Source organism: Pseudomonas sp. PDM04 (assembly GCF_014851765.1).
Taxonomy (GTDB): domain Bacteria; phylum Pseudomonadota; class Gammaproteobacteria; order Pseudomonadales; family Pseudomonadaceae; genus Aquipseudomonas.
The window spans coordinates 516,533-530,027 of the sequence record NZ_JACVAI010000003.1 but is presented as its reverse complement, the minus strand read 5'-3'; the positions used below and the strand labels follow the sequence as shown (position 1 = coordinate 530,027).

13 protein-coding genes are annotated in these 13,495 nt (G+C 58.5%); 7 read left to right on the top strand and 6 right to left on the bottom strand.

Annotation, left to right across the window (positions count from 1 at the left end):
* Window positions 1–82 precede the first annotated feature (82 nt).
* Both IB249_RS14445 and acs read right to left on the bottom strand, forming a co-directional pair.
* The gene (locus tag IB249_RS14445) at window positions 83–856 is read right to left on the bottom strand and encodes an ABC transporter substrate-binding protein (RefSeq protein ID WP_192305771.1); all 774 of its coding nucleotides are present in this window, start codon (window positions 854–856) and stop codon (window positions 83–85) included.
* Window positions 857–1,526: 670 nt separating this feature from the next.
* A complete protein-coding gene (acs, locus tag IB249_RS14440) occupies window positions 1,527–3,482 on the bottom strand; it encodes an acetate--CoA ligase (RefSeq protein WP_192305769.1) in 1,956 nt (651 codons plus the stop codon).
* Between the two features lie 475 nt (window positions 3,483–3,957).
* On the opposite strand from acs, the gene IB249_RS14435 reads away from it, so the two are divergent.
* Window positions 3,958–4,221 (top strand): DUF2790 domain-containing protein, encoded by a 264-nt coding sequence (locus tag IB249_RS14435; RefSeq protein WP_085578243.1) that lies wholly within the window; start codon window positions 3,958–3,960, stop codon window positions 4,219–4,221.
* Between the two features lie 126 nt (window positions 4,222–4,347).
* Here the strand turns inward: IB249_RS14435 and IB249_RS14430 are convergent, their stop codons facing one another.
* On the bottom strand, window positions 4,348–4,821 hold the full coding sequence (locus IB249_RS14430) for a hypothetical protein (protein WP_192305767.1): 474 nt from the start codon (window positions 4,819–4,821) through the stop codon (window positions 4,348–4,350).
* 542 nt (window positions 4,822–5,363) lie between these two features.
* Between IB249_RS14430 and IB249_RS14425 the strand changes: the two genes are divergently transcribed.
* Together IB249_RS14425 and IB249_RS14420 are read left to right on the top strand one after the other, a co-directional pair.
* Window positions 5,364–6,611: a ribonucleotide-diphosphate reductase subunit beta gene (locus IB249_RS14425; protein ID WP_192305765.1), complete on the top strand. Its 1,248-nt coding sequence runs from the start codon at window positions 5,364–5,366 to the stop codon at window positions 6,609–6,611.
* A gap of 347 nt (window positions 6,612–6,958) precedes the next feature.
* Complete coding sequence (locus IB249_RS14420) at window positions 6,959–7,522, top strand: Bro-N domain-containing protein (RefSeq protein ID WP_192305763.1); 564 nt, start codon at window positions 6,959–6,961, stop codon at window positions 7,520–7,522.
* Window positions 7,523–7,708: 186 nt separating this feature from the next.
* Here IB249_RS14420 and IB249_RS14415 read toward each other — a convergent pair whose 3' ends face one another.
* Complete coding sequence (locus tag IB249_RS14415) at window positions 7,709–8,074, bottom strand: hypothetical protein (protein WP_192305761.1); 366 nt, start codon at window positions 8,072–8,074, stop codon at window positions 7,709–7,711.
* Between the two features lie 304 nt (window positions 8,075–8,378).
* Between IB249_RS14415 and IB249_RS14410 the strand changes: the two genes are divergently transcribed.
* The 4 genes from IB249_RS14410 to IB249_RS14395 all read left to right on the top strand — a co-directional run bounded on the left by IB249_RS14410 (window position 8,379) and on the right by IB249_RS14395 (window position 10,531).
* Entirely contained in the window at window positions 8,379–9,575 is a 1,197-nt protein-coding gene (locus IB249_RS14410; RefSeq protein WP_192305759.1) for a colicin E3/pyocin S6 family cytotoxin, read from the top strand.
* A gap of 14 nt (window positions 9,576–9,589) precedes the next feature.
* Window positions 9,590–9,835 carry a pyocin S6 family toxin immunity protein gene (locus IB249_RS14405; protein WP_192305757.1) on the top strand — a complete coding sequence of 82 codons (246 nt, stop codon included), beginning with the start codon at window positions 9,590–9,592 and terminating at the stop codon, window positions 9,833–9,835.
* A gap of 131 nt (window positions 9,836–9,966) precedes the next feature.
* The gene (locus tag IB249_RS14400; RefSeq protein ID WP_192305755.1) at window positions 9,967–10,230 is read left to right on the top strand and encodes a pyocin S6 family toxin immunity protein; all 264 of its coding nucleotides are present in this window, start codon (window positions 9,967–9,969) and stop codon (window positions 10,228–10,230) included.
* A gap of 88 nt (window positions 10,231–10,318) precedes the next feature.
* Entirely contained in the window at window positions 10,319–10,531 is a 213-nt protein-coding gene (locus IB249_RS14395) for a hypothetical protein (protein ID WP_192305753.1), read from the top strand.
* 107 nt (window positions 10,532–10,638) lie between these two features.
* On the opposite strand, the gene IB249_RS14390 is transcribed toward IB249_RS14395, so the two are convergent.
* Both IB249_RS14390 and IB249_RS14385 read right to left on the bottom strand, forming a co-directional pair.
* On the bottom strand, window positions 10,639–12,270 hold the full coding sequence (locus IB249_RS14390; protein WP_225606973.1) for an acyl-CoA synthetase: 1,632 nt from the start codon (window positions 12,268–12,270) through the stop codon (window positions 10,639–10,641).
* Window positions 12,267–13,436, bottom strand: coding sequence for an acetyl-CoA acetyltransferase (locus IB249_RS14385; RefSeq protein WP_192305751.1), 1,170 nt, complete (start codon window positions 13,434–13,436; stop codon window positions 12,267–12,269). The genes IB249_RS14390 and IB249_RS14385 overlap by 4 nt, the downstream gene beginning before the upstream one ends.
* Window positions 13,437–13,495 lie beyond the last annotated feature (59 nt).

The following is a 13,495-nucleotide window of genomic DNA, read 5'->3' as shown; positions in this document are numbered from 1 at the left end:
CCTCGAATGTTGGGATGAAAAAATGGCGCAAACCGCAGAGATCCTGTTGCTTGCGCCATTTCGGACTTGTCGCCGGGACGTGTTACTTGCCGTAGATATCGAAGGCGAAGTACTTGTCCTGGATTTGCTTGTATTTGCCGTTTTCACGGATGGCCACGATGGCGCTGTTGATCTTGTCCTTGAGCGCATCACCCTTGCGCACCGCGATACCCACGCCGTCGCCGAAGTACTTGACGTCGGTGAAGGCCGGGCCAACGAACGCGAAGCCCTTGCCGGCGTCGGTTTTCAGGAAACCGTCATTAAGCAGCGTAGCGTCTGCCACGGTGCCGTCGAGGCGACCGGCCGTCACGTCCAGGTAGATTTCGTTCTGCGAGCCGTAAGGCTTGATCTCGGCACCCAGCGGGGCCAGGACTTCGCGGGCGAAACGCTCGTGGATCGAACCACGCTGCACGCCGATGTTCTTGCCCTTGAGCTCGGTCAGGCCGTCGCTGACCTGGGTGCCTTCCTTCATGACCAGGCGAGCCGGGGTGTTGTAGTACTTGTTGGTGAAGTCCACGGACTTCTTGCGATCTTCGGTGATCGACATCGACGACAGGATCGCGTCGATCTTGCGCACTTTAAGCGCCGGGATCAGGCCGTCGAACTCTTGCTCGACCCACACGCACTTGACCTTCATCTCTTCGCACAGGGCGTTGCCGATGTCGTAGTCGAAACCGACGATGCTGCCGTCCGGCGCTTTCGAGGCGAACGGAGGGTAGGCCGCTTCGATACCGATTTTCACAGGCTTGTCATCGGCGAAGGTGGGCAGGGACAGCACGGACAGTGCCAGGGCGCCAAGCAGCACGAGTTTCTTCATCTTGGGACTCCATCGGTAAAGGGCTAAAACGGCAGAGTGAGCGACAGCCCAATATGCGAATGAGTGGGACCGGAAATGTGTTGCTACGTCCTAGGAAGCCCGCGGGATTTTCAACACGGGCAACGACGAGCGAGTGATCGGCATTCTAACGACAGGCCCGAGGTCGATATTTCTTCAATGCGACAACTAGTTACAGATGCCACGAGAAAGCCGCCCGGACACGTTGACAGCCCTGCAAATTCATGCAAGAGCAAAAGACAGTGAACCGATCTATGCTGCAAATTGCGGGCCTATTATTGGCAAAGCCTTCTAATCCGGCAAGCACAGCGTGGGGTGTTATTTTTTTCAGCGGATTTTGTGGCCCTGATTGGGGCATGGACGTTTCTGGATGCCCCGGGTCGGTGCGGGTGGTTACACATTCAGTTACTTGAAGAGTGACGGGTAACAGTGGGAATTGGATGACAGGGGATGTCGATAATTATTGGCCGGGGGTCATGGGGTGTTTGGGCGACCGCCATCGCGAGCAGGCTCGCTCCCACAGAATGGCGGCGTCCATGGTCGGAGCGAGCCCGCTCGCGATGAGGCCCACCCAGCCAACAGAAAACCTCCAGACAAAAAAACCCTGTCCGGCAGCACCGGACAGGGCTTTTCACTGACTCAGAACCGGCGCTTACGCCACATTCATCGTCTTGTGCGTATCAATCAGATGCGCAACCACGCTCGGATCGGCCAGGGTCGAGATATCGCCCAAGCCATCGTACTCGGCCGTGGCAATCTTGCGCAGAATCCGGCGCATGATCTTGCCCGAACGGGTCTTCGGCAGCCCCGGCGCCCACTGGATCACGTCCGGTGAAGCAATCGGGCCGATCTCCTTGCGCACCCAGTTCTTCAGCTCGACGCGCAATTGCTCGCTCGGCTCTTCGCCGCCATTGAGGGTGACGTAGACATAGATGCCCTGGCCCTTGATGTCGTGCGGCACACCGACCACGGCGGCCTCGGCGACTTTCGGGTGCGCCACCATCGCGCTCTCGATCTCGGCGGTGCCCATGCGGTGGCCGGACACGTTGAGCACGTCATCCACACGCCCGGTAATCCAGTAGTAACCGTCGGCATCGCGACGCGCACCGTCACCGGTGAAGTACATGCCACGGAAGGTCTTGAAGTAAGTGTCGACGAAGCGGTCATGGTCGCCGTACAGCGTACGCGCCTGGCCTGGCCACGAATCGAGAATCACCAGGTTGCCCTCGGCCTCGCCTTCGATGATGTTGCCCAGGTTGTCGACCAGCGCCGGCACCACACCGAAGAACGGGCGCGCCGCCGAACCCGGCTTGAGGGCATGAGCGCCTGGCAGCGGGCTCATCATGTTGCCGCCGGTTTCGGTCTGCCACCAGGTGTCGACGATCGGGCAACGGGACTTGCCGACATTCTTGTAGTACCAGTCCCAGGCTTCAGGGTTGATCGGCTCGCCGACCGAACCCAACAGGCGCAGGCTGCTGCCGTCCGCCCCTTCGACCGCTGCGGTGCCGGACGCCATCATGGCGCGGATCGCGGTCGGTGCGGTGTAGAGGATGTTGACCTTGTGCTTGTCGACGATCTTCGCCACCCGGGTGATGTCCGGGTAGTTCGGCACGCCTTCGAACAGCAGCGTGGTCGCGCCGTTGGCCAGCGGCCCGTAGACAATGTAGGAGTGACCGGTGACCCAGCCGACGTCGGCGGTGCACCAGTAGATTTCGCCCGGGCGGTAGTCGAACACGCGCTCATGGGTCATGGCCGCGTACAGCAGGTAACCGGCGGTGGTGTGCTGCACGCCCTTGGGCTTGCCGGTGGAACCGGAAGTGTAAAGGATGAACAGCGCTTCTTCGGCGCCCATCTCTTTTGGCGCGCACACGGTGCCCGCCACTTTCATCAGGTCTTCGTACCAGATGTCGCGGTGCTGGTTCCACTTGATGTCGCCACCGGTGCGCTTGCACACGATGACCTTCTGGATGCTGCTGGTTTCCGGGTTGGTCAGGGCATCGTCGACGTTGGCCTTGAGCGACACCTTCTTGCCGGCGCGGATGCCTTCGTCGGCGGTGATCACCACTTTCGACTTGCAGTCGATGATGCGGCCGGCCAGGGCTTCCGGCGAGAAACCACCGAAGACCACCGAGTGAATCGCACCGATGCGGGCGCAGGCCAGCATGGCGACCACGGCCTCGGGGATCATCGGCATGTAGATCGTGACCACGTCGCCACGGTGCACGTCCTGGCCACGCAGGGCGTTGGCGAGCTTGCAGACCTGCTCGTGCAGTTCGCGGTAGGTAATGTTGCGGCTTTCGGAAGGATCGTCGCCTTCCCAGATGATCGCGACTTGGTCGCCGCGCTCGGCCAGATGGCGGTCGAGGCAGTTGTAGGAAACGTTCAGGGTGCCGTCGGCGAACCACTTGATGTCGACATGGTGATCGTCGAACGACGTCTGTTTCACCGTGGTGAAAGGCTTGATCCAGTCGAGGCGCTTGGCTTGCTCGCGCCAGAAACCGTCAGGGTTGACGACCGACTGCTGGTACATGGCTTTGTAGGTTGCCTCGTCGGTCAGCGTGTTGGCCGCAACCTCGGGACGAACGGGATACAGAGAAGCCGCACTCATCTTTCTTACCTCGGTGGAATAGTTGTTTTTGTATGGCACCAGTTTTAGCCGGGCCAGCACCATAGAACCATTCGACGATGGTAGTAACAATCCCCTACAAAACGTCGTGACAAGCTTCTGACCATCTCCGCCCTCCCCCTGTGGGAGCGAACCTGCTCGCGATTGCGGTCTGTCAGTCACCGAAGCATTCACAGATAAACCGCTATCGCGAGCAAGCCCGCTACCACAAAAAATCAGAGCACCCAAAGCACCCGGGTCAGCGATTGTTACAAAATCTGCCAAAGGTGTTTATCAAAACCCGGCCTATATGAATCCCCACCCCACGCCTAGAATTCGCTCCGCCAACAAGGCAAACCTGATTAACACAGTTGCAGCCCCCACGAAGGCCGTTAATCAAAACTCCGGTAATCAAGTTCCACACGCAACCCCAAAAAGGTTGCGTGACCCCACTCGACCTCTAAAAGGTAAAAACGAAATGAAAGCTTTATTAGTTCTGGCCCTCTCCAGCCTGTGCGCAACCGCCATGGCAGACGAGGTCCCGACTGATGTCGCACAGCAACAACCGGTTATCGAGGAATACACTTACTCCACACACCTGGACATCGCCAAAGTTGTATCGATGAGTGAAGTGCCCAATGTCTGCGAAGTGGTTCCCATGAAAATGGAATACGACGACTCCAAAGGCCAACGCCATATCCTGCGCTACAGCGTCATGGGCAACGGCTGCTCCAACGGCTGATCACCGCCCCTCTTCTTTCTAAACGGTTCGACCCATTCGCCTCGATGTCCAGGCCGATGAAGCGCCGAACCGTATAGATCGAATTATACGATTGATTTAAGCATTTATTTGCGCTTTTTAATCAAATTAGTCGGCGTAGTATGAATTCCACACCAAGACATACAACGACTGCGAACTGGAGCAACCACCATGAAAACTCAACTGATTATCGCCCTGACCCTTTCCGTACTGGCCGCCAACACCTTCGCCGCTGACGGTTACGACCGCACGGGTTCGGCTGCCTTCTCCACCGCATCGGCCTCCTTCGCCGCCGATGGTGCCGACCACGTCGGTGCGTCCAAACTGGCTGCCGATGGCGCTGACCACGTTGGCGCGTCCAAGCTGGCTGCCGATGGCGCTGATCACGTCGGTGCGTCCAAACTGGCTGCCGATGGCGCTGACCACGTTGGCGCGTCCAAGCTGGCTGCCGATGGCGCTGATCACGTTGGTACTTCCAAGCTGGCTGCCGATGGCGCTGATCACGTTGGCGCGTCCAAGCTGGCTGCCGATGGTGCTGATCACGTTGGTGCTTCCAAGCTGGCTGCCGATGGTTCGGATCATGTGGGCGCCGCTCGCCTTAGCTGATCGTCCGGCATGATTTCACAGCCCGACTTCGGTCGGGCTTAGTTGTGTCCAGGCCGGCCAAAAACCGATTCAAAACACAAGATGTAGTAAAAAACCGGTTTTTTGCCTATTTTTTGAACAAAAAAAACCGACCGGAAAAATTAATCAAAAAAAATCTGCGCCCGCCATCTGCGGCCAAAGCCCTGTAAACCCTCGCTCCGACCGAAAAACCCTCCTGCTCGAGCGCTTCGTGCGCGGATTCGCCCCACCACGGCCGCAAAAATTTCCCTATAATGCCGCCTAAACCCGGCCTGCAATATTCCCTTACAGGGAGGACTGCCAGTCTGAAGCCCACGCCGAAGTCCTCAACGATTTCTGCGCCCGTCAGTGGCTCTCGGAACCCGGTACTAATTCATGTTTATTTGCCTGCGTGTACCGCTGCAAAAAACGCTATCAACGCGGCCAACAAGGCCGTGTGAAAAAACAGACCATCCAATTTCACACGGGCACTCTGGCCCTCACGCAGGAGACGACACGTCATGCTGAGCTGGGACGAATTCGACAAAGAAGACACGGAAGTCGTGGCAAAGAGCGCTAACGCCGGCCACCCCACCGAAGCCAATATGGACCGTCTCGACAGCGCCGGCGGTGCCGCCGCCCTGGAAGCCCGCGCCGTAACGGCCACTGACTCGCCTGCCGTGGTCCGTGCCAAGACCGCCCTGGACAACCTCGACATCGCCGAAGGCCTGGCCGAACTCGAAGGCGCCTCCGCACGCGTCGCCGTCGACGAAAAAGCCATGATCAACTGCCGCGCCGACCTCAACCAGCTCGTGCCCTTCAAGTACGACTGGGCCTGGCAGAAATACCTGGACGGCTGCGCAAACCACTGGATGCCGCAAGAAGTCAACATGACCGCCGACATCGCCCTCTGGAAAAACCCGGAAGGCCTGACCGACGACGAACGCCGCATCGTCATGCGCAACCTCGGCTTCTTCTCCACCGCCGACTCCCTGGTCGCCAACAACCTGGTGCTGGCCGTCTACCGCCTGATCACCAACCCGGAATGCCGCCAGTACATCCTGCGCCAGGCATTCGAGGAAGCAATCCACACCCACGCCTACCAGTACTGCATCGAATCGCTGGCCATGGACGAAGGTGAAATCTTCAACATGTACCACGAGATCCCATCGGTCGCGAAAAAAGCCACCTGGGGCCTCAAGTACACCCGCTCCATCTCCGATCCGAAGTTCGAAACCGGCACCGTCGAAACCGACAAAGAGCTGTTGCGCAACCTGATCGCCTACTACTGCGTACTGGAAGGCATCTTCTTCTATTGCGGCTTCACCCAGATCCTCTCCATGGGCCGCCGCAACAAAATGACCGGCGTCGCCGAGCAGTTCCAGTACATCCTGCGCGACGAATCCATGCACCTGAACTTCGGCATCGACGTGATCAACCAGATCAAAATCGAAAACCCGCACCTGTGGGATGCCGAAATGAAGGAAGAAGCCTCGCAGATGATCCTGCAAGGCACCCAACTGGAAATCGAATACGCCCGCGACACCATGCCTCGCGGCGTGCTGGGCATGAACGCGGCGATGATGGAGGACTACCTCAAGTTCATCGCCAACCGTCGCCTGTCGCAGATCGGCCTGAAAGAAGAGTACCCAGGCACCACTAACCCGTTCCCATGGATGAGCGAGATCATGGACTTGAAGAAAGAGAAGAACTTCTTTGAGACTCGGGTGATTGAGTATCAGACAGGTGGGGCGTTGAGCTGGGATTGATTCCTGAGTGAGCCGCGATTTGACGACTTGAACGACAAATCGAACATAGAAAGCCCTGATCTGATCAGGGCTTTTTTGTGGGTAAGAAAAAGTCGACTGGTGATCAAGGGGCAGCTAGATCTCCTACGAAAACTGCAGCACATTCCGTATTGAGCACCACGTCGAGCAGGTCTAATCTTCTTGCAGGTGCCTAAGAAACGCCCAACGTAGAAGCTATCTTCATCACACACAATGCATGCTGGCATTCGCCCACGTATGCACTGTTTGAAGAAAACGCTTGTTGGGATTTCTTAGATCCTCTACGTCGGGCCTGGCCCTCTTCAACTTCGCACGTAGAGGTAATGGATATGCCTGCCACCATCCCGCAACGCTCAGTCATCTCCGAGCCTTCCAGCTCGACCGTTTTTACTCGCCACAACCTGTCTCTTCACGCCCTACTCCTCGAAAACCAACCATGGTTCTGCGCTCGTGACATCGGTCGCCTGATGGGTGTCCATCTCAATGGTCGCATGGTCCACAAATTGGATAAGGATCAGCATCGCGTTCTATGGATCGAGTATTACCAGCAACCTGAAAAGCAGCTGATGCTCAGCGAGTCCGGGGTGTATGCGCTACTGGTGTATCACTACGTTCCAGGCAATCGATTGTTGCGTGAATGGTTAACCCAACAGGTGGTACCGGCCTTGCGCGATGCGCAGCCTTCGGGTCATCCGGATCGGCCGTTGTTGAGTGTGTTGGATTGGCCGCAGATGTCGTTGAGCATGCTGCATTGGCAGGGTGAAGGATGGATTCGGCTGCGGGATATGCCCTATCTGTTGATGGATCACACTCAATATCGGATGCCAGCGGTCAAGCCTTGGCGGCGCAGGGTGATGGAGATTTTTCAGGCGTCTAAACATTCACTGAGCTAGGGCAATACGGCTGGAGGATCGCTTGCGAGACTCGTCATTCTTTTCTGTAGGAAATATCCTGGACAGCAGTAATGGCCACTCAGTATCGTCCGAGGGTTTTCAACCCTCGGCGATGTTATGAGCATAAAGAAGAAAGTTACATGAAACGACCCTGCCCATGCGTACCAAAGGTCAATCTGCGTGGCTCTACCCCACCACCTCAACATAACTCGACTCCCCACCACCCTCCGCCCCCGACAACCATCCCCACACAAACGCCAGCGTCGTCCGCCCTGCCCCATCGACACCCACCGTGCCACGGGACCAGCCGGCCAGGATTTCGCCCTCGGTGGTGATGCAGTGATAAAGCAGCTCGATGGTATCGGGGCCGGTAACGCGGCCAACCTGGTGGCCGGTGCGGATTCGGCCGCCTTGGTAGGTGCTGGTAATCGCGTCGCCTTCGACTTGGTAATGAAAGACTGTGCCTGTGCCGGAGACTCCGTGGGTGTTGCCGGCTACGGTGAATTGGCGGTTTTTGAGGCGTTCGCTGACTAGGGAAAGAGGGGTTGGCATAGGGTACGGTCCTTGGGGTAAGGGTCATCATCCAGTTGATTGAAGTTGCTCGCGATGCGTGACGTGTCTGACCATAACTGGAACAGTCTTCGAGACCAAATTCTCTACGATGTCAGGCGCCGTAGCGATGCTCTCACATTTGCAAGAAAGACCGGTGGCTCGCACATTGCGTAGCCATCCTGTGAAGCAGCGACAATTCCTCACTTCACTCCAGAAGCCTCCTACTGCCCCAATTTCTCCGGTTCGATAACGTCGCCCTGCTCTTCTCCAGAGCTGCCGATGGACGAACACACAGGGACAATCAGTGGCTGGCGAAAAGGGCATTCCCAAGGTCAGAAATCCTCCTTCCGGTGACGGCCATCACGTCACCTACCGTTTCATGACGCCCTCCGAACTCGCGGAACGCGAAACCCGACAAAACGCCTACGAAGCCATGCTCGCCAGGCAAGACGACTACATGCGCAGGCGTCAGGCCAGCGAGGTCGAGCAAAAAACGGTGCATGCAGGTTGCGTCTTCGCCAAATCCTGCAAGCTGCCCGACGCGGTCATCAACTATTCCAACCCTTCGGGCCGAGTGCCTACCGACAGCCTCGCGGATTACGGTGAGATCGCCTGGCTTGGCGCTCGCGAAGCGGACGACGATGGCCTGCTGAAACTACGTACGATCAGCGGTTCCACGGTTTCGCTTGGCGTCGGGCAACTGGCACTTCGCGCGCCTGCGCTCACAGCGCCGGTCGCGGGCACCCTCGCCGCCGTCGGCGCTACGACGGCGGCCGTGTTGACGGGCTTGGTGGCGGTGTTCTGGTCACCCCGCCTCGGCGACAGCGCGCTCTATAACGAAGACCAACTGCGAACCCTCAAGCAGGCTCGCACCCGTATGCGCCTGCAAATCGAGCAAAATGCGGACGGCAGTCTCAAGGGCTACGGGTTCTACACCGGCAACCACCGCGATTGGGAGATGGTTGATGTGGTGCAAGTCGCACTGCGTGACAGCCAGTACGTCGCGGATCTTGGGGAAGGCATTGAGTTGATCTGGACGCCGGCGGTCGATGGCGCCGACATCCTGGGCATTCCCAAGCTGGAGGCCGCTCCGCAGGCACCGCACATCTGGGTTTATCCGCCGACCCAACAGGCGGACAGCATGATCGTTGATCCGATCTATCCGCCTGAGTACAGGGATTTCATTCTTGTGTTTCCGGTGGGTTCATCAGTGAAGCCGGTTTACATTGTGCTGAGCGTGGGCGATCAGAAATACCATCAGGCACCCAAGGAACTGAAAGCCTTCCCGGACGCGGTAAAAGATAAATCCAAAAGCAGCGTTCAAGGTGGCGGCGCACGGCGCAAGCGCTGGAAAGATACGAAAGGTCGAATTTTCGAGTGGGACGCCCAACATGGGGCTGTTGAAATGTATGACAGGCAAGGCAAGCATCAGGGCGAATTCGACCCAGAAACGGGTAAGCAAACCAAACCTGCGAAAGCAGGACGAACCACGCCTAAATAACCAGAGAGGTGTTTATGAGTCTGTGTATTACGGGCTTCTTGCCTGACGTTTTTGAAGACAGTTCATTGAAGTATGAGCTGTATGTAAATGACGAGTTCAACGAGCAGATTGTGGCACTGCTAGGGCATAAGAGCGTGGATGAAATGGCAGCAGGGGAATGGCTGTTGACTGCTGATCAGGTGGCGCAGATTTCGAGGTTGATTGGAGAGGTGATTCCGTCTGATCTGGATATTTTTATTGGGGTGGAGGCTGAGGCGTGATGTTAATGGAGCAAGGTCGATCAGACGATATTCACACATCCGCCAAAAAGACTGGTTGCTCACACCTTGCACAAAACCGGCGAAACCGGCGAAACCGGGTAGAAAAACTTCAAGACAGTAAGGAGTGAACCATGCGCTACCTATTGATCACTGGCTTATATCCGGATGACAAGCAGGACGATTCCCTCCAATTTGAGCTGGACATTGAGGGAACTGAACTCAATGAAAAGGTCGCTCAACTCATTGAGTCAAAACCTCTCGCCGAAATGGAACCGGGCGAATTATTGTTGAGCGAGTGTCAGGTGATGGCGCTCTCCGATCTTTTAGGCGTCAGGTTTCCTGATGGCTTGGAGTACTTTGTAGGCACTTGCCTCAAGAACCCGAGCCCGTCATGAAATTCGGCCTGGCCGCAGTGGGGAAGTACAACAAACGGGGAGATAACTGGAGATCAGACACCGAGGATAGAGCCTTGAGCACAGCGTCATGGGCGTACGCGATGGAGATTATTTCGCGTCATATGAAAAAACACTTCCAATTCTGAGCAGCGAGCTCGCAGCGTTAATGGGCTGGGAAAGTGAAAAAGACTATGTGTACGACTACGAACTCACAAAAACACAGATTAGCGAAATCGAGAAAACCTGCTGCCTGGCGCTCCCGCACAATCTGACTCTTTTCTTAACCAGTAGCGAGCGTTGATGGGCGCCAGAGGAACACTGCAAGCGTCCACGCCAGGAGGTATGGCGTTGGTATCGCCAATCGCGAGCAGGCTCGCTCCCACAGGTGCGGGGGCGAGCCAACATCACTCAACGCCCCACGTGCCCCACCGCCTCCTCGAGCACCACCCTGGCACCCCGCCGCTCCAGCTCCGCCTTCACCAGCAACTTCGTCACCTTGCCATAACCGGACTTGGGCAGCGCGTCCCAGAAGAACACTTGCTTGGGCATTTTGTAACGGGCAATCCTCGCGGCCATCCACTCCAGCAGCTCACCCTCACTCAACACCGCGCCTTCCTTGCGTACACAGACCGCGACGCCGATTTCCCCCCACTGCGCATCCGGCAGGCCGAGCACGGCGGCTTCGGTGATGCCTTCATGCAGAAGGATTTTTTCTTCGATTTCTCGGGGGTAGATGTTGGAGCCGCCCGAGATGTACATGTCGGAAGATCGCCCGGTCAGGTAGATGAAACCGTCCTGGTCCATGTGCCCCATGTCGCCGGTGCGGAACCAGCCATTGCGGAATGCCTTGGCGTTCGCATCGGGGTTGTTGTAGTAGCCCACGAATACCGCCGGGCCCACGACGCAGACCTCGCCCGTGACGCCAGTCGGCAGCTCATTGCCCTGCTCGTCCTGAATCGAGACCTGCATGCCGGTGCGCTCGTAGCCGCAGGTTGATGGCCGTGAGGTCGCGCTTTGATGCTCGCAGGGCGGCAGCACGGTGATGTTGCCGGTCACTTCACCCAGGCCGTAATACTGAACCAGCACGGGGCCGAGTTTTTCCAGGGCGCGTTGCTTGTCGGCTTCGTACATCGGCGCGCCGGCATAGACGACGTGGCGCAGGCTTTGGTGATCCCATTGGTCCACGCTGGGGTGCTCGACCATCATTTTCAGCACGGTGGGCACGGTGAAGATGTTGGTCAGCCGGTGCTTTTCGATGAGTTCGAAGGCCAGGTCGATGTCGAACCGGTCCGAGGGCAGCAGGACCGTGGTGCCGCCCCGCGCGACGATGTTCAGTTGGTGAATGCCCGCACCGTGGGACAGCGGCGCGACCACCAGCGAACCGTCGTGATGGGTGGTGCCTGGCAGGAGATCAGCCAGGTGGTTGTTGATCACGAACGCGAGCTGACCATGGGTCAGAACCGCGGCCTTCGGCTTGCCGGTGGTTCCGGAGGTGAACAGGAACCAGCACGGCGTGTCTCGGGCGACGGCGGCATTGGGCACGGACTTGCCCAGGTGCGTGCGGATCAGGTCATCGGCAAGGGGACGCTGATCCGGCGCGGCAGGCCTGGTGCCTTCCAGCCAGATGAGGTCCATCTGTGGCGCTGCCGCGCACACAGCGGCAGCGTATTCGGGGAAATCACTCTGACACAGGAAGATACGGCTCTGGGCCGTGGACGCCATGTAGATCACTTCGTCAGGCGTGATGCGGAAATTGGTCGGCACCCAGATCGCCCCGAGGCGTAAGGCGGCGAACAGCGATTCGAACATCTCGCTGCTGTTTTTCGAATGCACCAGCACCTTGTCGCCCGCCCCCACGCCCCGCTCGGCGAGCCCTGCGGCCAGCGCACTGACCCGGGCGTCGAACTGCGCCCAGGTCCAGGTGGTGTCGCCGTGGATGATCGCCGGATGATCAGGCAGGCGCCGCGCATTCTGGGTCAGCCAGTGCGCGAGGTTCATGACCCGTTCGGACACTGCCGGAATTTGAGCTGCCATCTTCATTTCGTCCGCTCCAGGATGGAGACGTAGTTGGTGACGGCCGCGCCTCCCATGTTGAAAACACCGGCCAACTGCGCGTTGGCGATCTGCATGTCGCCGGCTTCGTTCATCAGTTGCATGGCGGCCATCACATGCATCGACACGCCTGTGGCACCCAGTGGATGCCCCTTGGCCTTGAGGCCGCCGGAGAGGTTCACCGGCAGGCGGCCCGTCCGTTGGGTGATGCCCTCGTGTATCACTGTCCAACCCTGCCCGGGTTTGGCCAGCCCCATCGCTTCGTATTGCAGCATCTCGGCGATGGTGAAGCAGTCATGGGTTTCCACCAGGTCAAGATCGCCCAGCGCAACCCCGGCGGTTTCGCGAGCGGCATCCCAGGCGTGGCGCGCGCCTTCGAACACCAGTGGGTCACGGCGCGAGAGCGGCAGGAAGTCATTGACGTGGGTGCGCGCACGAAAGCGGATGGCCCGGCCCAGTGCCGCCGCCGTCTCTTCATCGGCCAGCACGATCGCGGCCGCGCCGTCGGACACCAACGAGCAGTCGGTGCGGCGAAGCGGTCCGGCCACCAGGGGATTTTTTTCCGAGATTTTATTGCAGAACTGAACGCCCAGATCCTTGCGAATGTGGGCATAAGGGTTGTGCACGCCGTTGGCGTGGTTCTTCGCAGCGATCATCGCGAGCGCTTCGCGGTGATCGCCGTAGCGGTCGAAGTAAGCACTGGCGATCTGGCCGAAGATGCCGGCGAAGCCTTCGGGACTTTCCTCTTCGCGGCGGTAGCAGCCGCTGAGCAGGATGCCGGGGACCACACTGGAAGGTACGGCGGTCATCTTTTCCGCGCCGACCACCAGGGCAATGCGGCCGCGACCGCTTTCAATGAAATCGGCCGCTGCGTGAATGGCGGCGGTGCCGGTGGCGCAGGCATTCTCAACCCGAACGGTCGGGGTAAAACGCAGGGCCGGTTCGCCCAGGGAGACCAAGGCACCTTCGAATCCTTGCGGGGTGAGACCGTTGTTATAGACGCCCACGCAGACCATGCCAACGTCCCCGGGGGCGACCTGGGCGTGATCGAGCGCAGCCCGCGACACGCGGGCCATCAAGGACTCGACATCCGGGTCGTCCAGCTTACCGAAAGGCGTATGAGCCCAACCCACAATGGTTGCTCGCCTAGCCATATGAAACCCTCCCATATACAGATGAAAGCCGCGACTGCTCAGCAAAACAACGCGGCTGT

Bases quoted from the DNA above. Each gene is read 5' to 3' on its own strand.
- IB249_RS14420 (WP_192305763.1), top strand. From the start codon at position 6,959: ATGCCTGCCACCATCCCGCAACGCTCAGTCATCTCCGAGCCTTCCAGC.
- IB249_RS14395 (WP_192305753.1), top strand. From the start codon at position 10,319: ATGGGCGTACGCGATGGAGATTATTTCGCGTCATATGAAAAAACACTT.
- IB249_RS14405 (WP_192305757.1), top strand. From the start codon at position 9,590: ATGAGTCTGTGTATTACGGGCTTCTTGCCTGACGTTTTTGAAGACAGT.
- IB249_RS14400 (WP_192305755.1), top strand. From the start codon at position 9,967: ATGCGCTACCTATTGATCACTGGCTTATATCCGGATGACAAGCAGGAC.
- IB249_RS14385 (WP_192305751.1), bottom strand. From the start codon at position 13,436: ATGGCTAGGCGAGCAACCATTGTGGGTTGGGCTCATACGCCTTTCGGT.
- IB249_RS14435 (WP_085578243.1), top strand. From the start codon at position 3,958: ATGAAAGCTTTATTAGTTCTGGCCCTCTCCAGCCTGTGCGCAACCGCC.
- IB249_RS14425 (WP_192305765.1), top strand. From the start codon at position 5,364: ATGCTGAGCTGGGACGAATTCGACAAAGAAGACACGGAAGTCGTGGCA.
- acs (WP_192305769.1), bottom strand. From the start codon at position 3,482: ATGAGTGCGGCTTCTCTGTATCCCGTTCGTCCCGAGGTTGCGGCCAAC.
- IB249_RS14415 (WP_192305761.1), bottom strand. From the start codon at position 8,074: ATGCCAACCCCTCTTTCCCTAGTCAGCGAACGCCTCAAAAACCGCCAA.
- IB249_RS14390 (WP_225606973.1), bottom strand. From the start codon at position 12,270: ATGAAGATGGCAGCTCAAATTCCGGCAGTGTCCGAACGGGTCATGAAC.
- IB249_RS14445 (WP_192305771.1), bottom strand. From the start codon at position 856: ATGAAGAAACTCGTGCTGCTTGGCGCCCTGGCACTGTCCGTGCTGTCC.
- IB249_RS14430 (WP_192305767.1), bottom strand. From the start codon at position 4,821: ATGATCCGAACCATCGGCAGCCAGCTTGGAAGCACCAACGTGATCAGC.